General features: G+C 67.4%; 22 protein-coding genes. 19 read left to right on the top strand and 3 right to left on the bottom strand.

Annotated elements, in window-relative coordinates:
- The first annotated feature begins 31 nt into the window (after positions 1–31).
- On the top strand, positions 32–979 hold the full coding sequence (locus ACWV14_RS01925; protein ID WP_454902207.1) for a LysR family transcriptional regulator: 948 nt from the start codon (positions 32–34) through the stop codon (positions 977–979).
- Positions 980–983: 4 nt separating this feature from the next.
- Here ACWV14_RS01925 and ACWV14_RS01920 read toward each other — a convergent pair whose 3' ends face one another.
- The gene (locus ACWV14_RS01920) at positions 984–1421 is read right to left on the bottom strand and encodes a glycerate kinase (RefSeq protein WP_422088780.1); all 438 of its coding nucleotides are present in this window, start codon (positions 1419–1421) and stop codon (positions 984–986) included.
- 185 nt (positions 1422–1606) lie between these two features.
- Between ACWV14_RS01920 and ACWV14_RS01915 the strand changes: the two genes are divergently transcribed.
- Entirely contained in the window at positions 1607–2062 is a 456-nt protein-coding gene (locus tag ACWV14_RS01915; protein ID WP_422088781.1) for a hypothetical protein, read from the top strand.
- Between the two features lie 62 nt (positions 2063–2124).
- Here the strand turns inward: ACWV14_RS01915 and radA are convergent, their stop codons facing one another.
- Both radA and ACWV14_RS01905 read right to left on the bottom strand, forming a co-directional pair.
- The gene (gene radA / locus ACWV14_RS01910; RefSeq protein WP_454902205.1) at positions 2125–3519 is read right to left on the bottom strand and encodes a DNA repair protein RadA; all 1395 of its coding nucleotides are present in this window, start codon (positions 3517–3519) and stop codon (positions 2125–2127) included.
- 32 nt (positions 3520–3551) lie between these two features.
- Positions 3552–4571 (bottom strand): Bug family tripartite tricarboxylate transporter substrate binding protein, encoded by a 1020-nt coding sequence (locus tag ACWV14_RS01905; protein ID WP_454902203.1) that lies wholly within the window; start codon positions 4569–4571, stop codon positions 3552–3554.
- A 107-nt stretch (positions 4572–4678) separates the two neighbouring features.
- On the opposite strand from ACWV14_RS01905, the gene ACWV14_RS01900 reads away from it, so the two are divergent.
- The 17 genes from ACWV14_RS01900 (at position 4679) to ACWV14_RS01820 (ending at position 18346) form a co-directional block, all read left to right on the top strand.
- Positions 4679–5185 (top strand): MarR family winged helix-turn-helix transcriptional regulator, encoded by a 507-nt coding sequence (locus ACWV14_RS01900; RefSeq protein ID WP_454902201.1) that lies wholly within the window; start codon positions 4679–4681, stop codon positions 5183–5185.
- A 146-nt stretch (positions 5186–5331) separates the two neighbouring features.
- A complete protein-coding gene (gene hpaR, locus ACWV14_RS01895) occupies positions 5332–5769 on the top strand; it encodes a homoprotocatechuate degradation operon regulator HpaR (RefSeq protein ID WP_454902199.1) in 438 nt (145 codons plus the stop codon).
- Positions 5766–6398 (top strand): fumarylacetoacetate hydrolase family protein, encoded by a 633-nt coding sequence (locus ACWV14_RS01890; protein WP_454902197.1) that lies wholly within the window; start codon positions 5766–5768, stop codon positions 6396–6398. The genes hpaR and ACWV14_RS01890 overlap by 4 nt, the downstream gene beginning before the upstream one ends.
- Positions 6395–7177, top strand: coding sequence for a fumarylacetoacetate hydrolase family protein (locus ACWV14_RS01885; protein WP_454902195.1), 783 nt, complete (start codon positions 6395–6397; stop codon positions 7175–7177). The genes ACWV14_RS01890 and ACWV14_RS01885 overlap by 4 nt, the downstream gene beginning before the upstream one ends.
- The gene (gene hpaE, locus ACWV14_RS01880) at positions 7174–8637 is read left to right on the top strand and encodes a 5-carboxymethyl-2-hydroxymuconate semialdehyde dehydrogenase (RefSeq protein WP_454902193.1); all 1464 of its coding nucleotides are present in this window, start codon (positions 7174–7176) and stop codon (positions 8635–8637) included. The genes ACWV14_RS01885 and hpaE overlap by 4 nt, the downstream gene beginning before the upstream one ends.
- On the top strand, positions 8634–9608 hold the full coding sequence (locus ACWV14_RS01875; RefSeq protein ID WP_454902192.1) for a tripartite tricarboxylate transporter substrate binding protein: 975 nt from the start codon (positions 8634–8636) through the stop codon (positions 9606–9608). Before hpaE ends, ACWV14_RS01875 begins: the two co-directional genes overlap by 4 nt.
- A gap of 3 nt (positions 9609–9611) precedes the next feature.
- Positions 9612–9947, top strand: a complete 336-nt coding sequence (locus ACWV14_RS01870; RefSeq protein ID WP_454902190.1) for an aromatic ring-opening dioxygenase subunit LigA — start codon at positions 9612–9614, stop codon at positions 9945–9947.
- Positions 9944–10771, top strand: coding sequence for a DODA-type extradiol aromatic ring-opening family dioxygenase (locus tag ACWV14_RS01865; RefSeq protein WP_454902188.1), 828 nt, complete (start codon positions 9944–9946; stop codon positions 10769–10771). Before ACWV14_RS01870 ends, ACWV14_RS01865 begins: the two co-directional genes overlap by 4 nt.
- A gap of 19 nt (positions 10772–10790) precedes the next feature.
- Entirely contained in the window at positions 10791–11198 is a 408-nt protein-coding gene (locus ACWV14_RS01860; protein ID WP_454902186.1) for a 5-carboxymethyl-2-hydroxymuconate isomerase, read from the top strand.
- 13 nt (positions 11199–11211) lie between these two features.
- Positions 11212–12015, top strand: a complete 804-nt coding sequence (gene hpaH, locus ACWV14_RS01855; protein ID WP_454902184.1) for a 2-oxo-hept-4-ene-1,7-dioate hydratase — start codon at positions 11212–11214, stop codon at positions 12013–12015.
- Between the two features lie 11 nt (positions 12016–12026).
- The gene (gene hpaI, locus ACWV14_RS01850) at positions 12027–12848 is read left to right on the top strand and encodes a 4-hydroxy-2-oxoheptanedioate aldolase (RefSeq protein ID WP_454902182.1); all 822 of its coding nucleotides are present in this window, start codon (positions 12027–12029) and stop codon (positions 12846–12848) included.
- 27 nt (positions 12849–12875) lie between these two features.
- Entirely contained in the window at positions 12876–13346 is a 471-nt protein-coding gene (locus ACWV14_RS01845) for a nuclear transport factor 2 family protein (RefSeq protein WP_454902180.1), read from the top strand.
- A 40-nt stretch (positions 13347–13386) separates the two neighbouring features.
- The gene (ilvD, locus tag ACWV14_RS01840; RefSeq protein WP_454902178.1) at positions 13387–15120 is read left to right on the top strand and encodes a dihydroxy-acid dehydratase; all 1734 of its coding nucleotides are present in this window, start codon (positions 13387–13389) and stop codon (positions 15118–15120) included.
- 36 nt (positions 15121–15156) lie between these two features.
- A complete protein-coding gene (locus ACWV14_RS01835; RefSeq protein WP_081270038.1) occupies positions 15157–16152 on the top strand; it encodes a Bug family tripartite tricarboxylate transporter substrate binding protein in 996 nt (331 codons plus the stop codon).
- 19 nt (positions 16153–16171) lie between these two features.
- Entirely contained in the window at positions 16172–16963 is a 792-nt protein-coding gene (locus ACWV14_RS01830; protein ID WP_454902176.1) for a class II aldolase/adducin family protein, read from the top strand.
- Positions 16964–16976: 13 nt separating this feature from the next.
- Positions 16977–17954, top strand: coding sequence for a 2-dehydropantoate 2-reductase (locus tag ACWV14_RS01825; protein ID WP_454902174.1), 978 nt, complete (start codon positions 16977–16979; stop codon positions 17952–17954).
- A gap of 188 nt (positions 17955–18142) precedes the next feature.
- A complete protein-coding gene (locus tag ACWV14_RS01820; RefSeq protein ID WP_454902172.1) occupies positions 18143–18346 on the top strand; it encodes a hypothetical protein in 204 nt (67 codons plus the stop codon).
- Positions 18347–18960 lie beyond the last annotated feature (614 nt).

Raw genomic sequence — 18960 nt, 5'->3', positions numbered from 1 at the left:
AGACGCACTTTTCCGTGAGACCGGCACCACGATGAAGCTGCAACAGTTGCGCGTCCTGCTGGCGGTGGCGCAGCACGGCAGCATCCACGAGGCCTCGCGCAGCCTGCACACCACGCAGCCCGCGCTGTCGAAGACCATCTCCGAGCTGGAGCGCGAACTGGGCGTGACGCTGATGTCGCGCTCCACGCGCGGCGTGAGCCTCACGCCCTACGGCGTGGCGCTGGTCAAGCGCGCGAGCCTGGTCGAGCAGGAACTGCGGCATGCGCTGGAAGACATCGAGGCGATCCGCGGGCACGACGAGGGACAGCTGCACATCGGCTTCACCGCGGTGGCGTCGAGCGGGCCGCTGCCCGACGCGATGGCGTCGTTCCGCCAGCGCTTTCCCAACGTGACGATGCGCGGCTTCGAGATGCGCCCGCAGCAGATCTTCGAGGGGCTGCGCGAGGGCCGGCTCGACCTGGGGCTGATCTCCACCTGCAACGGGCCGGGCACCGGCGCCTTCCAGTGGGAGCCGCTGTTCTCGGTGGCAATGCACCTGTCGGTGCGCGCCGGCCACCCGCTGCGGCGTGTGCGCCGGCTGCAGCCGCTGGTGGACGCCGACTGGCTGGTGCTGGACCCGGTCGACGACGCCGGCAGCCCGCTGGTGAGCATGATGAACATGCACGGGCTGCAGATGCCCCGGCGCATGGTGCACAGCGCGTCGAACCTGCTGGGGCTGCAGCTGGCCACCCAGACCGACCTGATCAGCATGTGGTCGGACTTCGTGTTCCATGGCGCCGGGCCGCTGCGGCTGCAGCCCGGCCTGCTCGAGAAGCTGCCGATCACCGACGAGGTGCCGGACTTCGACGTGTTCCTGGTCTACCGATCGGCAGACCTCATGACGCACGTGTGCGCAGAGTTCGTGAAAGAGGCGCGCCACCACGCCAAGGCCAATCCGCCGTGGCGGCAGCCCAAGCGCAAGGGGAGCGCGGGAGCCTAGGGGGTCAGGCCGCGGGAGTGGCGCCGTCTTCCCCGTCGACCGGGTTCTCGGGCCGCGTCATGGACCAGCTCTGCAACTTGCCGCCGTTGAACACCGCATCCACGTACGAGCCGCCGCCATCGGTCCAGCGGTACACCTCGGGCTGCGTGTCCTTGGGCGAGCGCAGTTCACCAAGGGCGCGGGTCATGGCAATGACGTGCATCAGCGTCGCGTTCGGCTTGAGCTTGGCATTGAGCATCACCGCGCTGCCGACGTAACCCACCGGCCGTTCGGCCGCGCGCTTGAGCACTTGCATCGCCCGGTTGAAGTGCAGCAGCAGGAACATCACGATCGCGCCGCCGGCCAGGGCGACGCCGCCCCAGCCACCGCTGCGCCAGGCCAGCCCGAGAACGACGATGGCGCCCACGGGCACCAGAAATTTCTTGAAATTCATGGCGCGCATTGTCGCCGCCAAGCCGGGGGTGTCGGGCAAAAGGCCTCAGGCCGGGGCCGCACGGGCCGATGCGGTAGCCGCCCTGGCTACCGCCAGGCGCGCAAGGCGGTACTCGCCGCGAAAAGCGCTCCCCGCGACGGGCAGAGCCGGCACATTTCACCGCACGGGCATCTGCCCGGGCCACTGAAAAGCATATGAACATTCCGCGCTCCGTCACTTTCGTTCGTCTCACGCTCGTCACCGCGCTCGCGGGCACCGCGCTCAGCGGCTGCTACGTGGTACCGCTCGGCCAGCCCGCACCCGTGGCGCCGCCCTCGCAGGTGTACGCGGTGCCGCCGGGCCCGGTCGCACAGACCTTCAGCGCGCGGCTGTACCCGTCGAATGCCGAAGCCGCGCGCTACGGGACCATCGCCGGCACCGTGACCAATGACATGAACGGCCGCGGCCACTTCAGCGCGCAGATCGGCAATGAACAGTTTCAGGGAGAGGCAACACGGGTCGCAGGCTCACGGGGAGCAGGCCTGGCGAATGCCGCCGGCAGTCGCGGCGGCAACCTGAGTTGCCAGTACACGATGAACTCGGCCACGTTGGGCAGCGGTCAATGCGTGCTCAACGGCGGACCGGCGTTCACGATGCACATCGGGGGGTAGGGAGGGTAGGCCCGGCGCGCCTTGCTGGCGCGCCGGGCGCTTTTTCCGGCGGCCCCGCCGGATCAGTCGAGGCGGCGGACCACGTCCATCGCCTCTTCGATGCGTTCGACGGCGTGGATCGTCAAGCCTTCGATCTCTTTCGTGCCCTTGCGCGGCGCATTGGCCTTGGGCACCACCGCCACGCTGAAGCCCAGCTTGGCGGCCTCGCGCAGGCGCTCCTGCCCGCGCGGCGCCGGGCGCACCTCGCCGGCCAGGCCCACTTCTCCGAATGCGATGAAGCCCTTGGGCATCGGCTTGCCGCGCAGGCTGGAGGTGATGGCCAGCATCACGGCCAGGTCGGCCGCCGGTTCGCTGATGCGCACACCGCCCACCGCGTTGACGAACACGTCCTGGTCCATGCAGGCCACGCCGGCATGGCGGTGAAGCACCGCCAGCAGCATGGCCAGCCGGTCGCGGTCCAGGCCCACCGACAGGCGGCGCGGGCTCGGGCCGCCGTTGTCGACCAGCGCCTGGATCTCCACCAGCATCGGCCGCGTGCCTTCGAGCGTGACCAGCACCACGCTGCCGGGCACCGGCTCGGCATGCTGGCTCAGGAAGATGGCGCTGGGGTTGGTCACACCTTTGAGGCCACGTTCGGTCATGGCGAACACGCCGATCTCGTTGACCGCGCCGAAGCGGTTCTTGATGGCGCGCACGAGGCGGAAGCTCGAATGCGTGTCACCCTCGAAGTACAGCACCGTGTCGACCATGTGCTCCAGCACGCGCGGGCCGGCCAGCGCGCCTTCTTTAGTGACGTGGCCCACCAGCACCACGGCCGTGCCGCTGGTCTTGGCAAAGCGCGTGAGATGGGCCGCGCATTCGCGCACCTGCGCCACGGAACCGGGCGCGGAGGTGAGCTGGTCGGAGTACACCGTCTGGATCGAGTCGATCACCGCGATGGCCGGGCGCGTGGCGTCGAGCGTGGCGATGATTTTTTCGAGCTGGATCTCGGCCAGCACCTGCACCTGCGAGTGGTCGAGTCCCAGCCGCTTGGAGCGCAGCGCGACCTGCGAGCCGCTTTCTTCACCCGTCACGTAAAGCGCGTTCTGCCCCGCCCGCTGCAGCGCATCGACCGCCTGCAGCAGCAGCGTCGACTTGCCGATGCCCGGGTCGCCGCCGATCAGAGTGACGCCGCCGGAGACGATGCCGCCGCCGAGGACGCGGTCGAGTTCGTCGAGCCCGGTGGGCGTGCGCGCGACATCGGTCGCCTCGATTTCCGACAGCGTGGCGAGCTCCGACGCCCCAGCGAGCGACGCGAACTGCGTGCCGAAGCGGTTGTTGGCCGTGCCGCCGCCGGCGGGGCCCGCGACCTGTTCAATGAGTGTGTTCCAGGCGCCGCAGCTCGGGCATTTGCCGAGCCACTTGGGGCTGGTGCCGCCGCATTCACTGCAGACGAAAGTTGTTTTGTCCTTGGCCATCCTTCGAGTTTAGGTGGCCGGACAGTCGATGCTCAGTCGTTCGCCTGGAAGTTCACCGCCTTCATGATCGCCGCCCAGCGCGCCGTGTCCTCGCGCATTGTCTTCAGCAGTGTCTCGGGGCCGTCGCCCACCGGGTACATGCCGTTCTGAAGCAATTGCTGGCGCACCTCGCGCGAGTTCACGGCGCGCATGAATTCGGCGCGCAGTTGGTCTACCACCGGCTTGGGCGTCTTCACCGGCGCGTAGTAGGCGAACCATGCGGTAGCGACCACGTCCTTCAGGCCGTCCTCCACGAAAGTAGGCACGGCGGGCATCAGCGGCGAGCGCTTCTCGCCGCTGGTGGCGATCACCTTGACGCGGCCGCTCGGCAACATCTGCAGCGCACCACCCACGGTGTCGAAGTAGGCCGGAACGGTGCCTCCCATCACGTCCTGGCGTGCCGGCGTGGAGCCGCGATAGGGCACGTGCACCATAGACAGGCCGGTAGCGCGGTTGAGCATCTCGCCGAGGAAATGCGAGGGTGTGCCCGCGCCGTACGACGCGAAACTCGCACCGCCTGGCTGCTTCCTGGCCCAGGCGATGAACTCGGACAGCGTGCTGGCCGGCACGTCCTTGTGCACCACGAGCGCGAGCTCGAAGCGCGCCGCGTTGACGATAGGCTGGAAATCCTTGATCGGGTCGTACGGCAGATTCCTGTAGGCGCTCGGGAACATGGTCATCATGCTGGCCGTGCCCAGGAGCAACGTGCGGCCATCGGGCGCCGCGGTCTTCACGGCTTCGACCGCAATGCGCCCGGCGGCGCCGGAACGGTTGTCGACGATGAGCGGGCCGAGCGAGTCGCGCACTTCCTGCGCGATGGCCCGCGTAAGCACGTCCTGCGTGCCGCCGGCGGGCACGCCTATCAGCACGCGAATGGGGGTTCCCGGCGCGATCGCCGGTTGCGCCTGCTGCGCCCATGCCGCGGTGGCAAGCGGCGCGAGGGCCACGCCGCCGAGCGTGGCGAGCACGCTGCGGCGCCTCGGGTGATACAGGGGCTGTGGGGTTGCTCTCATCCGTCTTGTCTCCGTTGTCGTCGGCACTGGGTCTGCTGCAATGGGCGCGGCCACTGTAGAGCGCCGACAATTGATTCATCAAATCAATCATCGCCGGGACAAACCCTATGCACGCACCGCCGCGCACGCTCGACGACCTGCTGCTCTACCGCACCAGCCGGCTGCTTTCGGTGGCGGGCAGCCTGGTGATCCGGCTGTGCGAAGGGCGCTTCGGCATCACGCGGCGCGAATGGCGGCTCATCGCCACGCTCGCGGGCCACGGAGCGCTGGGCTCGTCGCAACTGGCAGAGCAAGCGCAGCTCGACCGGGCGCGCACGTCGCGCGCGGTGACTTCGCTGGTCGGCAAGGGGCTTGTTTCGCGCGAGCAGCCCGCGGGCGACCGGCGGCACGTGCTTCTCAGCCTCACCGCACCGGGCAGGAAGCTCCACGCGCAGCTCTATCCGCTGGTTTCGTCAATCAACGCAGAACTGCTGGACGCGCTGAAGGCCGACGAGGTGGCGCTGCTCGACGACATGCTGCAGCGCCTGCACGCGCGCGGCGAGGCGATGGTCGCAGCCGCGGCCGACCTGCCCAGGGCCGACCGGCGCCGCCGCGAGGCATCCACCGCGCGCTGAAGCGCCGCGATGCACAGCGGCGGCAGGCGCGCAGGCTGCACGCCTCATCCGTGCATACCCTAGGTTTTCGAATCGGGGGGAACCAGCCACTAGGAAAGCCTCGACGAATCATTTAACATGTTAAGTAATTTCGGAAGAGACAAGCCTTGAGCACGACATTCACGCACCGCAATTTGCCGCGCCTGCTGCTGCAGGCCCGCGAAGCCGTGATGGCACACACCCGGCCCAGCCTGCGCGAGCACGCCCTGTCCGACCAGCAATGGCGCGTGCTGCGCGTGCTGGGCGAACACGGCGCGGTCGACACCGGCAGGGTCGCGCGCGAGGCCTTCATCCTCGGCCCCAGCCTTACCGGCGTGCTCGCGCGCATGGAGCGCGACAACCTCATCACCCGCGCCCGCGACCCGGCCGACCAGCGCCGCACCGTGGTCGAAGCCACGCCGTACGGCATGAAGCTGGTGAAGCGGCTGTCGACCAGCATCGAGGCGCACTACGAGTGGATGGAAAAGTCGCTCGGCAAGGCCAAGCTCACGCAGCTCTACGGGCTGCTCGACGAACTGATCGCACTGGAGCAACCCTCGCCATGAGTACCCCCCATTTCCTGCCCACCGGCACGGTGTACGGCACGCTGCTGAACTTCCGCGCCGAAGTCGAGGCGCTCGCGCCGCAGATGACCCAGCCGCCTTACAAGGCACCGCCGAAGGCGCCCGTGCTCTACGTGAAGACGGCCAACACCTGGAGCCCGCACGGCAGCGCCATCACGGTGCCCGCTGGTGTGCCCGAGGTGGAGATCGGCGCCAGCATCGGCATGGTGATCGGTGCCGAAGGCGACGTCGAAGGCTTCGTCCTGATGAACGACCTGTCGATTCCGCATGCCAGCTTCTTCCGGCCGCCGGTGAAGTTCAAGTGCGTCGATGGCTTCCTGGGCATCGGCCCGGCGCTGCGCGACGCGCAAGAGGTGGCAGACCCCGCCAACTTCCGCGTCGAGGTCCGCATCAACGGCGAGCCGAAGCAGTCGATCGACTTCTCTCGACTCGTGCGCCCTGCTCGACAGCTGCTGGCAGACGTCGGCGATTTCATGACCTTGGCGCACGGCGACGTGCTGATGCTGGGCTGCGGCCCTGGCCGCCCGCTGGCGCGCGCCGGCGACCGCATCGACATTTCCGCGCCGGGCTTCGAGACCCTGAGCAACACGCTGGTGAAGGAAGCCGCATGAAGCACGCACGCGTCATCTTCGAGGGCCGCGAACACACCGGCACCGCCCACGAACTGAACGGCCAGCAAGACGCCGCCGTGCGCCTGGAAGACGGCCGCATCGTGCCGCAGGAGCAGCTCACATGGCTGCCGCCGCTCGCGCCCACGGCACGCCCGCGCACCATCCTCGCGCTGGGCCTCAACTACGCCGACCACGCCAAGGAACTCGAGTTCAAGGCGCCCGAGGAACCGCTGGTTTTCGTCAAGGGCCAGAGCGCTCTCATCGGCCACCGCCAGCACACGCATCGCCCGGCCGACGTGCAGTTCATGCACTACGAATGCGAGCTGGCCATCGTGGTCGGCAAGACCGCCAGGAACGTGAAGCGCGACGATGCCTACGACTTCATCGGCGGCTACACCGTGGCCAACGACTACGCCATTCGCGACTACCTCGAGAACTGGTACCGCCCCAACCTGCGCGTGAAGAACCGCGACACCTGCACGCCGCTGGGCCCGTGGTTCGTCGATGCGGCCGACGTGCCCGACCCGATGGCGCTCGCGCTGCGCACCACCGTCAACGGCGCGGTCACGCAGCAGGGCAACACGCGCGACATGATCTTCGACGCGCCCTTCCTCATCGAGTACTTCAGCCGCTTCATGACGCTCTCGCCGGGCGACCTGATCCTCACGGGCACGCCCGACGGCGTGGTCGACTGCAAGCCGGGCGACGTCATCGTCACCGAGATCGAGCGCATCGGCGCGCTCATGAACACCATCGAGACCATCCAAGGAAAAGCATGAGAGTCGATCACCTGATCAACGGCAAGAGTGTCGGCGGCACCGACTACTTCGAGACCGTCAACCCCGCCACGCAGGAAGTGCTGGCCGAAGTCGCCTCGGGCGGCGAAGCCGAAGTGAACGCGGCCGTGGCCGCCGCCAAGGAAGCCTTCCCCAAGTGGGCGGGCATGCCCGCGCCCGAGCGCGCCAAGCTCATCCGAAAGCTCGGCGACCTGATCGCGAAGAACGTGCCCGAGATCGCGCAGACCGAAACCAACGACTGCGGCCAGGTGATCGCGCAGACCGGCAAACAGCTGGTGCCGCGCGCGGCCGACAACTTCTATTACTTCGCCGAGATGTGCACGCGCGTCGACGGCCACACCTACCCCACGCCCACGCACCTGAACTACACGCTGTTCCACCCGGTGGGCGTGTGCGCGCTCATCAGCCCGTGGAACGTGCCCTTCATGACGGCCACCTGGAAGGTCGCGCCCTGCCTGGCCTTCGGCAACACCGCCGTGCTGAAGATGAGCGAGCTGTCGCCGCTCACCGCCGCGCGGCTGGGCGAGCTGGCGCTGGAAGCCGGCATTCCGCCCGGTGTGCTGAACCTGGTGCACGGCTACGGCAAGGAAGCCGGCGAGCCGCTGGTGGGGCACCCCGACGTGCGCGCCATTTCGTTCACCGGCTCCACCGCCACGGGCAACCGCATCGTCAAGAGCGCGGGCCTGAAGAAGTTCAGCATGGAGCTGGGCGGCAAGAGCCCCTTCGTGATCTTCGACGACGCCGACCTCGACCGCGCGCTCGACGCGGCCGTGTTCATGATCTTCAGCAACAACGGCGAGCGCTGCACGGCCGGCTCGCGCATCCTGGTGCAGCAGTCGATCTATGCCGACTTCGCGGCCAAGTTCGCCGAGCGCGCCAAGCGCATCGCCGTGGGTGACCCGCTGGACGAGAAGACCATCGTCGGCCCGATGATCTCGCAGGCCCACCTGGCCAAGGTGCGCAGCTACATCGAACTCGGCCCGAAGGAAGGCGCGACGTTGCTGTGCGGCGGCCTCGATGCGCCGGGCAATCTGCCCGACCGCGTGAAGAAGGGCAACTACGTGATGCCCACCGTTTTCGCCGACGTCGACAACCGCATGAAGATCGCGCAGGACGAAATCTTCGGCCCGGTCGCCTGCCTGATTCCGTTCAGGGACGAGGCCGATGCCATTCGCCTGGCCAACGACATCCAGTACGGCCTGAGCAGCTACGTGTGGACCGAGAACATCGGCAAGGCGCACCGCGTGGCCGCCGCCGTGGAAGCCGGCATGTGCTTCGTCAACAGCCAGAACGTGCGAGACCTGCGCCAGCCCTTCGGCGGCACCAAGGCCTCGGGCACGGGGCGCGAAGGCGGCACCTGGAGCTACGAGGTGTTCTGCGAGCCGAAGAACGTTGCGGTGTCGATGGGCTCGCACCACATTCCGCACTGGGGCGTGGCGTGAACACTCAACGACGCACGCTGCTGCAAGGCGCGGCCGCTCTCGCGGCCCTGCCCTCGCTGGCGCGCGCACAGGCGGCATGGCCCGACAAGCCGATCCGAGTGATCGTGCCCTTCACGCCCGGCGGCACCACCGACTTCGTCGCGCGGCTCGTGGGCGTGGAATTGTCGAAGACCCTCGGCCAGCCGGTGATCATCGACAACAAGCCCGGCGCGGGCACGGTGATCGGCGTCGATGCCGCAGCCAAGGCCGCGCCAGACGGCTACACCTTCGTCTGCGTGGCCAACAGCTTCACGGCCAACCAGACGCTGATCCGCAAGCTGCCGTACGACACGCAGAAAGACCTGCGTCCGGTCGCGCTCATGGGCATGTCGGAGCATGTGCTCGCCACGCACCCCAACAGCGGCCTGAAGACGCTGGCCGACCTGCGCAACGCAGCCAAGGCCAAGCCGGGCACGCTGAGCTTCGCCTCCTTCGGCAACGGCACCTCGGCGCATCTGTCGGGCGAGATGCTCAAGCAGCAGATGGGCCTGGACATCGTGCACGTGCCCTACAAGGGCCAGGGCCCGGCGCTCACCGACCTGCTCGGCGGCCAGGTGACGATGATGTTCGGCAACTGGCCCGAGTTCCGCAGCCACGTGCAGAACGGCAAGCTCATCGCGCTGGGCATGGCGACCGCGCAGCGCTCGCAGTACGCGCCCTCCATACCCACACTGGCAGAACAGGGTGTGGCCATCGAGTCCAATTCATGGAATGGCCTGCTGGCGCCCAGCGGCACGCCCGATGCCATCGTGCAGCGCATGAACGCCGAGGTGAACCGAGCGCTCGCGGGGCAGGTGGTGACGGATGCCTTCCACAAGGGCGGCATCGCGTCGCTGTCGGGCACGCCGGAGCGTTTTGCGGCTTTCATCCAGAGCGAGATCGCGAAGTACGGCGACGTGATCCGCAAGGCCAACATCCAGATCGAGGGCTGAGCGATGAGCCTCTATGCGATGCAGAAATTCCTGTTCGCGCTCAACCGCGAGCAAGAGGTGCAGCGGCGTTATGCCGAGGGCGGCGACACGCGCGCGGCGCTGCTCGCCGGCTACGACCTCGACGGCGAGGAGCGCGAAGCCATCGACACCGGCGACATCGGCAAGCTCTACGTGCTCGGCTGCAACGGCCAGCTACTGATGCACTTCGCGCCGCTGCTGGGCATTGCATGGGCCGACTACCTCGAAGCCATGCGCGAAGGCGTGCGCAAGTACGGCCCGGTGCGCGCCGGCATCTACGCGATGACAACAGGAACCGACGAGAAGGTGGCAGGCGTATGAGCTTGGTTTTTGCAGGCGTGTGCAGCCACGCCCCCGGCATCACGGGCCGCGCCCATCTGGCCGACCCTGCCGTGAAGGACGAGTTCCACGCGCAGTTCCACCGCTTCGGCGAGGCGATGCGCGCCACGAAGCCCGACGCGGTGATCGTCATCGCGGCAGAGCACTTCGCGAACTTCTTCATGAACAACATGCCGGCCTATGCCATCGGCATGGCCGACAGCTACGAAGGCCCGATCGAGGACCCGAAGTGGCTGGGCATCGAGAAGACGAAGGTGCCCGGTGACGCCGCGCTCTCGCAGCGCCTGATCCGCGAAGTGATGCAGACGGTGGACGTGGCCTACGCGGAAGAATGGAAGTTCGACCACGGCATCATGGTGCCGCTGAACTTCCTCACGCCGAAGTTCGACACCAAGGTCATCCCGGTCAACATCAACTGCCAGGGCCCGCCGCTCACGCCGCTGCACCGCGCCTGGGCCTTCGGCGAGGCATTGCGCCGCGCCTGCGACAAGGCGCCCGAACGCATCGCACTGGTGGGCACGGGCGGCATCTCGCACTGGCCGGCCACGCCCGATTCGGGCAAGGTCAATGCCGAGTGGGACGCCGAGTTCATGCGCCGCTGGTGCGCCAACGACCGCGAGGCACTGCTTTCGCAGACCGACTACAACGACGAGGCCACCTACCGCGAAGCGGGCCAGGGCGGCTTCGAGATCCGCACCTTCCTGAGCGTGGCCGCCGCCGCGCGCGGCAAGGGCGAGATCTTCCACATGAAGGCCATCCCGATCTTCGCGGTGACCTGCACGGCCGCCGTGATGTCGGTGGCATGAAGAAGAACGGAGCCACGACATGCCGCACCTGGTGATCCTGTACACGCCCAACATCGAGGCCGAGACCGACATGTCGGCGCTGTGCCGCACGCTGGCCGACACCATGCTCAAGCAGCGCGACGAGGCCGACAAGCCGGTGTTTCCCATCGGCGGCACGCGCGTGCTGGCCTACCCCGCCGCGCACTACGCGGTGGCCGACGGCAAGGCCGACTACGCCTTCGTGTACCTCAACATCCGCATGGCCGCGGGCCGCTCCGAGGCGGTGAAGAAGAAGGCCGGCGACGAGCTTCTGGCGGATGTGCGCGCGCATTTCGCGCCCATCTTCGACAAGCGGCACATCGGCATCACGCTGCAGATCGACGAAAGCCCCGGGCAGGTGTACGACGGCAAGCACAGCAACCTGCATCCCCTGTTCAACAAGTCATAAGAAGCGAGCCGACATGCTGTCCAAAGCCACCATCGCCCAACTGGCCGCCGAACTGCACGAGAGCGAGAAGTCGCGCGTGCAGGTCGAGCATTTCTCCAAGCGCTTTCCCGAGATGACCATCGAGGACGGCTACGCCATCTCGCGCGAGTGGGTGAAGAACAAGATCGCCGAAGGCCGCGTCGTGCGCGGCCACAAGATCGGCCTGACCTCGCGCGCCATGCAGCAGGCCAGCCAGATCACCGAGCCCGACTACGGCACGCTGCTGGACGACATGTTCTTCGAGCAGGGCGGCGACATCCCGTTCAAGCGCTTCATCGCGCCGCGCATCGAGGTGGAACTGGCCTTCATCCTCGGCAAGAAGCTGCAGGGCCCGAACGTGACCATCTTCGACGTGCTGGCGGCCACCGACTACGTGGTGCCCGCCATCGAGATCATCGACGCGCGCATCGAGCAGTTCGACCGCAACACCAAGGCCATGCGCAAGGTGTTCGACACCATCGCCGACAACGCGGCCAATGCGGGCATCGTGATGGGCGGCCGTCCGGTGAAGCCCGATGCGGTCGACCTGCGCTGGGTGAGCGCGCTGCTCTACAAGAACGGCGTGATCGAGGAATCGGGCGTCGCCGCGGCCGTGCTGAACCACCCGGCCACCGGCGTGGCGTGGCTCGCGAACAAGCTCGCGCCGTGGGACGAGTGCCTGGAAGCCGGCGAAGTGGTGCTGGGCGGCTCGTTCACGCGTCCCACCAACGCTGTACCGGGCGACACCTTCCATGCCGACTACGGCCCGCTGGGCTCCATCGCCTTCCGCTTCGTCTGAAAGCCATCTTCATGCAAACACCCACCAACACCTTCAAGCAGGCCCTGCAGGCCGGCAAGCCCCAGATCGGCCTGTGGGTCGGCCTGGCCGACGGCTATGCGGCCGAGATCCTGGCCGGCACCGGCTACGACTGGCTGCTGGTCGACGGCGAGCACGCGCCCAACGACGTGCGCTCGGTGCTCGGGCAGTTGCAAGGCATCTCGAGCGCATGGTCGGCGCAGCCGGAGGCGGAGCGCTCGCACCCCATCGTGCGCATTCCGGTCGGCGACACCACGCTGATCAAGCAGTACCTCGACATCGGCGCGCAGACGCTGCTGGTGCCGATGGTCGACACGGCCGAGCAGGCGGCGCGGCTGGTGCAGGGCATGCGCTATCCGCCCGAAGGCATCCGCGGCATGGGCAGCGCGCTGGCACGCGCCTCGCGCTGGCAGGCCTACCCCAACTACCTGCACGAGGCCAACGCGCAGACCTGCCTGCTGGTGCAGGCCGAGACGGTGGAGGCGATGAAGAACCTCGACGCCATCGCGGCCACGCCGGGCGTGGACGGCGTGTTCATCGGACCGGCCGACCTGTCGGCCTCGATGGGCTTCGTGGGCCAGCCCAACCATCCGGAAGTGCAGGCCGTTATTGCGGACGCCATCGCGCGCATCCTCAAGGCCGGCAAGGCGCCGGGCATCCTGTCGACAACCGAGGAGCAGGCGCGAAAGTGGCTCGCGGCCGGCGCGCTGTTCGTGGCGGTGGGCGTGGACACCATCGTGCTGGCGGCGGCGGCGAAGCAGCTGCTGGCCAGGTACAAGGCCGCACCGGGCGCAGCCTCGCCCAACGGCTACTGATTTCCTTCACACACAGGAGCACCCTTGATGCAACGCATGACTTTGGCGGCCGTGGCCGCGGCAACCACCCTGTTCCTCGCCGCCTGCGCACCGATGGGCGCCGGCAAGCAGGGCCCTACCGCCCAACAGGAAGCCAACCGCCAGGCCGTGCTCGCCTTCTACGAGAAGGGCCTGAACCAGAAAGACGCCGACGCGGCCCTGCAATACGTGGGCAACCGCTATGTGCAGCACAACCCCACTGCGGCCGACGGCCCCGAGGGGTTCCGCAAGTTCGTCGCCTTCCTGCGCGAGAAGTTTCCGAAGTCGCACAGCGACATCAAGCGCAGCTTCGTCGACGGCGACTACGTGATCCTGCATGTGAACGCGGTGCGTGAGCCGGGCACGCGCGGCAACGCCATCGTCGACATCTTCAAGCTGGAGAACGGCAAGATCGTCGAGCACTGGGACGTGGTGCAGCCCGTGCCAGAGACTGCCGCCAACAAGAACGGCATGTTCTGACGACACACCGCCGACAACCCAGCCAGCCCAAGCCAGCCGAATGACCACGCCCACCGACCCGACCAAGCGCTTTCGCTCCGCCACCATCCGCGAGGGCACGATCCGCGCGACCACGCGCAGCTTCCTGCATGCGCTGGGCCAGGACGACGAGGACATTGCGCGTCCGCACATCGGCGTGTTCCACACCGGCGGCGAGATGAGCCCGTGCAACCTGAACCTGCGCGAGCAGGCGCAGCATGCCAAGACCGGCATCTACGCGGGAGGCGGCACGCCGCACGAATGCCCGGTGGTGTCGATCAGCGACGGGCTGACGATGGCGCATTCGGGCATGCGCTTCTCGCTGGTCTCGCGCGAGTTGATCGCCGACAGCGTGGAAGCCTCCACGCGCGGCCACCAGTGGGACGGCATCTTCGCCATCGGCGCGTGCGACAAGAACCTGCCGGGGCTGATGATGGGCATGGTCCGCTGCAATGTGCCGAGCGTGTTCGTGCACGGCGGCTCCGCGCTGCCGGGGCAGATGCCGGGACCGGACGGCCGCGACCTGAACGTGGTCGACACCTACGAGACCATCGGCAAGGTGCTGGCCGGCACCGCCACGCACGACGAACTCGACGCCATGAGCCGCGCCTGCCTGCCCACGGCCGGTGCGTGCGCAGGGCAGTTCACGGCCAACACCATGGGCATGGTGTCGGAGGCGCTGGGCCTGGCGCCGATCGGTTCCAGCATGGTGCCGGCGGTGTTCAGCGAACGCGCACCGCTGATGCGCCGCGCCGCGAAGAACCTCATGAAGGCGGTGATGGGCGACAGCCCGCTGCCGCGCGACATCGTCACGCGCAAGGCGCTGGAAAACGCCTGCGCGGTGGTGTCGGCCACGGGCGGCTCGACCAATGCCGCGCTGCACCTGCCGGCGATCGCGCATGAGGCAGGCATCAAGTTCCACCTCGACGACGTGGCCGAGATCTTTGCCCGCACGCCGCTCATCGCCGACCTGCGCCCGGGCGGCCAGTACCTGGCGCGCGACGTGTTCTACATCGGCGGCGCGGGCGTCATCCTGCGCACGCTGCTGGAACAGGGCTTCCTGCACGGCGACGTGCTCACCTTCACCGGCCGCACGATGGCCGAGGAACTGGCCGGCGCCCTGGCGCCCGATGGCCGCGTGGTGCGCGAGGCCGGCAACCCGATCACGCGCGACGGCGGGCTGGCGGTGCTCAAGGGCAACCTGTGCCCCGACGGCGCGCTGCTCAAGACGGCGGGCCTGAAGGGCCTGGTTTTCCGCGGGCCGGCACGCGTCTTCAACTCCGAAGAAGAAGCGCAGACCGCCGTGCAGAACCGCCTGTACGAGGCCGGCGACGTGATCGTGATCCGCAACGAAGGCCCCAAGGGCAGCCCCGGCATGCGCGAGATGCTGGGCATCACCGCCCTGCTCTATGGCCAGGGCATGGGCGACAAGGTGGCGCTGCTGACCGACGGGCGCTTCTCGGGCGCCACGCGCGGGCTGTGCATCGGCTATGCGGGGCCTGAAGCGGCGGACGGCGGCCCGATCGCGGCGCTGCGCGACGGCGACGTGATCGCCATCGACGCGCGGGCCGAGGCCCGCTCGATTTCGGTCGAACTGAGCGCGGAGGAAATCGCCGAGCGGCTCGCCGGACGTGAGGTAAACGCGGGGGTCGCGCGAGGCGGCGTGCTGGAAAAATACGCGCTCACCGTGCGCCCTGCCCACCAGGGCGCCGTGACCCACTCGGGCGCGGTCACCTGGCTGCGCGACGAGTCTTGATCGACCCTCCATAACCACCGTCCGGAGAGAGACACCATGAGCTTCACGCGCCGCCAGATCCTGCAGACCTCCAGTGCATCCGCCTTGATGGCCAGCCTTGGCCAGAACGTCTTCGCGCAGGCGACGACGCACATCGAGACCGCAACCATCGTCACCGGCTTCGCGGCCGGCGGCACGTCGGACACCACCTGCCGGCGCCTGGCGACCAAGCTCAGCCCCGAGTACGCGAAGACCGCCGTGGTCGAGAACCGCACCGGCGCGGGCGGCCAGATCGCGGTGGGCTACGTGAAGGGCCGCCCGGCCGACGGCAGCACCATCCTGCAGACGCCGACCTCGATCCTCACGATCTACCCGCACATCTACAAGAAGCTGCCGTACGACCCGGTGACCGACATCACGCCGGTGAGCCTTGCCTGCGTGTTCGACTTCGGCTTTGCCGTGGGCCCGGCCGTGCCGGCCAGCGTGAAGACCGTGCCCGAATTCCTGGCCTGGGCCAAGGCCAACCCGGCCGGCGCCAACTACGGCTCGCCGGCGTCCGGCTCCACGCCGCACTTCATTGGCGCGCTGCTGGGCAAGAAGGGCGGCGTCGAGCTCAAGCACGCGGCCTATCGCGGCACGCAGCCGGCCATGCTCGACCTGCTGGGCAGCAACATCTCCGCGGTGTCGGGGCCCATCGGCGACATCACGCAGCACCTTCCCACGGGCAAGGTGCGCATCCTGGGCGTGTCGGGCGCCAAGCGCAGCCGCTTCGTGCCCGACGTGCCCACCTTCGGCGAACAGGGCCTGAAGGACATGGCGCACAGCGAGTGGTTCGCCTTCTTCCTGCCGGCCAAGGCCTCGCCCGAGCTGGTGGCGAAGCTGAACACCGCGATGAAGAACGCGCTCGCGCAGAAGGACGTGATCGACGGCCTCGGCACCTTCGGCCTGGAAGCGATGTCTTCCACGCCCGCCGAGCTGACGGAACTGTTGAAGAAGGACACCGCAAAGTGGGGCCCGATCGTGAAGGACGTCGGCTTTACAGCGGAAGGTTGAAACACATGAAGGAACTGCCATGAACACTCTCGCCACCCCGACCGCCTCGGCGCTGGTCCATCCCTCGATCCATCCCGACGAGCGCGCCGCGCGCGAGGAGCTCGCGGCCTGCTACCGCGTGTTCGCGATGCTGGGCTGGGTCGAGATGATCTACAACCACATCACGGTGCGGCTGCCCGACAGCGTGACGGGCGGGGAGAAGCAGTTCCTCATCAATCCCTTCGGCCTGCACTACAGCGAGGTCACGGCCAGCAACCTGGTGAAGATCGACCTGCAGGGCAAGGTTCTCGATGGTTCGTCGTATCCGGTGAACCCGGCCGGCTTCGTGGTGCACGCAGCCATCCACGACGGCCTGCCCGGCGCGCACTGCGTGATGCACACGCACACCACGGCCGGCGTGGCCGTGGCCTGCCTGCAGGGCGGGCTGCAGCAGACCAACTTCTATACCGCCCAGCTGCACGACATGGTGGCGTATCACGACTTCGAGGGCATCACCATCCATGCCGACGAAGGCCCGCGCCTGCTCAAGAGCATCGGCAACCGCAACGCGGTGATCCTGCGCAACCACGGCCTGCTGGCATGGGGACAGACGCTGCCGCAGACCTTCGCGATTTTGTGGACGCTGCAGCGCGCCTGCGAGATCCAGATGGCCACCTTCTCGATGGGCGCGGCCATTCCGGTGAGCGAGGAAATCGCCCGCCGCTGCACCCGCGACGCGCTGCAGTTCAGCCCCGAGCACGGCGCCGGACAAGATGTGTTCAATGCACTGGTGCGGCAGGTGGACCGCATCGACCCGAGCTACAGAAACTGAGGCGAGCTTTCCCATGAAGATTTGCATCTACGGCGCCGGTGCCATCGGCGGATGGATCGGTGCCGGCCTGGCGCAGGCGGGCCAGCGGCTGAACGTGGTGGCGCGCGGCGCCACGCTCGAGGCGCTGCAGCGCGACGGGCTCTCGCTGATGCGCGGCGACGCGCGCACGCGCGTGCCGGTGAACGCGGTGGCCGACCCTGAAGCGCTCGGCGTGCAGGACCTGGTGGTCATCGCCGTGAAGGCGCCTGCGCTGGCCGGCGTGGCCGAGCGCATCGGACCGCTGATCGGTGCCGACACCATCGTGCTGGTGGCCATGAACGGCGTGCCGTGGTGGTTCCTCGAAGGCGGCTTCGGCGGCGAGATCACCGGCCACCGGCTCGCGGCGGTGGACCCCGAAGGCGCCATTGCCAAGGCCATTCCGGCGCGCAACGTGATCGGCTGCGTGGTGCACGCGAGCTGCTCGCTCGACGGTCCCGGCGTGGTGCGGCATCACTTCGGCAACGGACTGATCGTGGGCGAACCTTCGGGCGAGGCCACGCCGCGCGTGCAGAAACTGGTCGAGCTGCTGAACGCCGCGGGCATCGACACCACGCTGTCGCCGCAGATCCAGAAGGACGTGTGGTTCAAGCTGTGGGGCAACATGACGGTGAACCCGATCAGCGCGCTGACGGGCTGCACCACCGACCTCATCATGGGCGACGACTATGTGCGCGGCTTCATCTCGGCGGTGATGCTGGAGGCCAAGGAAATCGGCCGGCGCATCGGCATCGAGATCACGCAGAGCCCCGAAGACCGGCACGCGATCACCAAGAAGCTCGGCGCGTTCAAGACGTCGATGCTGCAGGACGTGGAAGCCGGCCGCTCGGTGGAACTGGATGCGCTGGTGACCGTGGTGCGCGAGTTGGGTGAACTGACCGGCGTGGCCACGCCGTTCACCGATGCGCTGCTGGGGCTGGCGCGGCTCAGGACGCGGCAGCTCGGCCTTTACTGAGCGCCGCCGCCAGTCAGGCGGCGCGCAGGTTCGGTCCGCAGACTGAAGAAGCGGGTGTGGATACGGGGCTCAAACCCTGTAACCCCCGCTTTTCTTCTTGGGCTATCCTCTCGCCACTCAAAAATGCACGTAGCGATTTCTTACACACCAACAAGGCTGCAGGCATGGCTGAGAACAAGGGGAGAAGGATGCGCTTGATCTTCATCGAACTGCTCGTGGCGCTGGTGCTGCTGCCCATCAGCGGCCTGTTCTGGTGGTGGGCCTTCGGCATGGGCGGTGTCGCAGTCGCCGGCTTCGTGCTGATCGGGGGCGCCGCGCTGTACCTCGTCCTGCGCGGTGTGCGCTCGGCCAAGCGCCAGCTCGGCCAGCCCGGCGACGACCGCGAGCAATAAGCTGCAGGCCTGCCGCCAGCCTGTCGCACAGGAACGTTCGCATTCAATTTGCCGGGTATTCCGGCACATTCCCCTCCTCGAATTCGCACCCGCCTGCCCCTAATTCGGCCGGCATTGAAATCTTTTTTCTGATTCGCTCTAGCTGCCGGGCGGCTCGACCCTGGTTTCAATGATGGAAATTCGAAACATCTTCCGGCACCCGGAATGATGCAAATAGAAGAGCACTACAAAAGTGTCCATTGGGATGGCGCAAATCAACGCCTCCTTCAATTGATCCGAAAATTAGCCTTAAATCATTCATCGATTTACTGAAACACCATTGCACATACTTGGTGCTTTCGGCTCCGACACGGGGCGGGCAATTCCGGAATTAATTAGAAAAACCTATCTTTGCGGTGGTGCCCGCAGTCATCTCCTGCCGAGGGCAGGCTGCCGCCTCCAGCAGTCATATTGACGCTTCCGGCCTACGCCTTGTCGGCCAATTCCTACCCCGACACATTTCTTAACAAAATTGCATGCAATATCAAAAACCCTATGCAGCCTGACTTTGTGGATCGGAAACCACAAATCCCCGGCTGTGCGAGGTAATTAATAAGTCGCAATTTTCGATTTCT

This window comes from Variovorax durovernensis, from assembly GCF_977011995.1.
Note: the sequence above shows the minus strand (reverse complement) of the source record. Positions and strands in the feature narration are given on the sequence as shown.

Coding starts and splice junctions, on each gene's coding strand:
- ACWV14_RS01925 (WP_454902207.1), top strand. CDS start 32: ATGAAGCTGCAACAGTTGCGCGTCCTGCTGGCGGTGGCGCAGCACGGC.
- ACWV14_RS01920 (WP_422088780.1), bottom strand. CDS start 1,421: ATGCGCGCCATGAATTTCAAGAAATTTCTGGTGCCCGTGGGCGCCATC.
- ACWV14_RS01915 (WP_422088781.1), top strand. CDS start 1,607: ATGAACATTCCGCGCTCCGTCACTTTCGTTCGTCTCACGCTCGTCACC.
- radA (WP_454902205.1), bottom strand. CDS start 3,519: ATGGCCAAGGACAAAACAACTTTCGTCTGCAGTGAATGCGGCGGCACC.
- ACWV14_RS01905 (WP_454902203.1), bottom strand. CDS start 4,571: ATGAGAGCAACCCCACAGCCCCTGTATCACCCGAGGCGCCGCAGCGTG.
- ACWV14_RS01900 (WP_454902201.1), top strand. CDS start 4,679: ATGCACGCACCGCCGCGCACGCTCGACGACCTGCTGCTCTACCGCACC.
- ACWV14_RS01890 (WP_454902197.1), top strand. CDS start 5,766: ATGAGTACCCCCCATTTCCTGCCCACCGGCACGGTGTACGGCACGCTG.
- ACWV14_RS01885 (WP_454902195.1), top strand. CDS start 6,395: ATGAAGCACGCACGCGTCATCTTCGAGGGCCGCGAACACACCGGCACC.
- hpaE (WP_454902193.1), top strand. CDS start 7,174: ATGAGAGTCGATCACCTGATCAACGGCAAGAGTGTCGGCGGCACCGAC.
- ACWV14_RS01870 (WP_454902190.1), top strand. CDS start 9,612: ATGAGCCTCTATGCGATGCAGAAATTCCTGTTCGCGCTCAACCGCGAG.
- ACWV14_RS01865 (WP_454902188.1), top strand. CDS start 9,944: ATGAGCTTGGTTTTTGCAGGCGTGTGCAGCCACGCCCCCGGCATCACG.
- ACWV14_RS01860 (WP_454902186.1), top strand. CDS start 10,791: ATGCCGCACCTGGTGATCCTGTACACGCCCAACATCGAGGCCGAGACC.
- hpaH (WP_454902184.1), top strand. CDS start 11,212: ATGCTGTCCAAAGCCACCATCGCCCAACTGGCCGCCGAACTGCACGAG.
- hpaI (WP_454902182.1), top strand. CDS start 12,027: ATGCAAACACCCACCAACACCTTCAAGCAGGCCCTGCAGGCCGGCAAG.
- ACWV14_RS01845 (WP_454902180.1), top strand. CDS start 12,876: ATGCAACGCATGACTTTGGCGGCCGTGGCCGCGGCAACCACCCTGTTC.
- ilvD (WP_454902178.1), top strand. CDS start 13,387: ATGACCACGCCCACCGACCCGACCAAGCGCTTTCGCTCCGCCACCATC.
- ACWV14_RS01835 (WP_081270038.1), top strand. CDS start 15,157: ATGAGCTTCACGCGCCGCCAGATCCTGCAGACCTCCAGTGCATCCGCC.
- ACWV14_RS01830 (WP_454902176.1), top strand. CDS start 16,172: ATGAACACTCTCGCCACCCCGACCGCCTCGGCGCTGGTCCATCCCTCG.
- ACWV14_RS01825 (WP_454902174.1), top strand. CDS start 16,977: ATGAAGATTTGCATCTACGGCGCCGGTGCCATCGGCGGATGGATCGGT.
- ACWV14_RS01820 (WP_454902172.1), top strand. CDS start 18,143: ATGCGCTTGATCTTCATCGAACTGCTCGTGGCGCTGGTGCTGCTGCCC.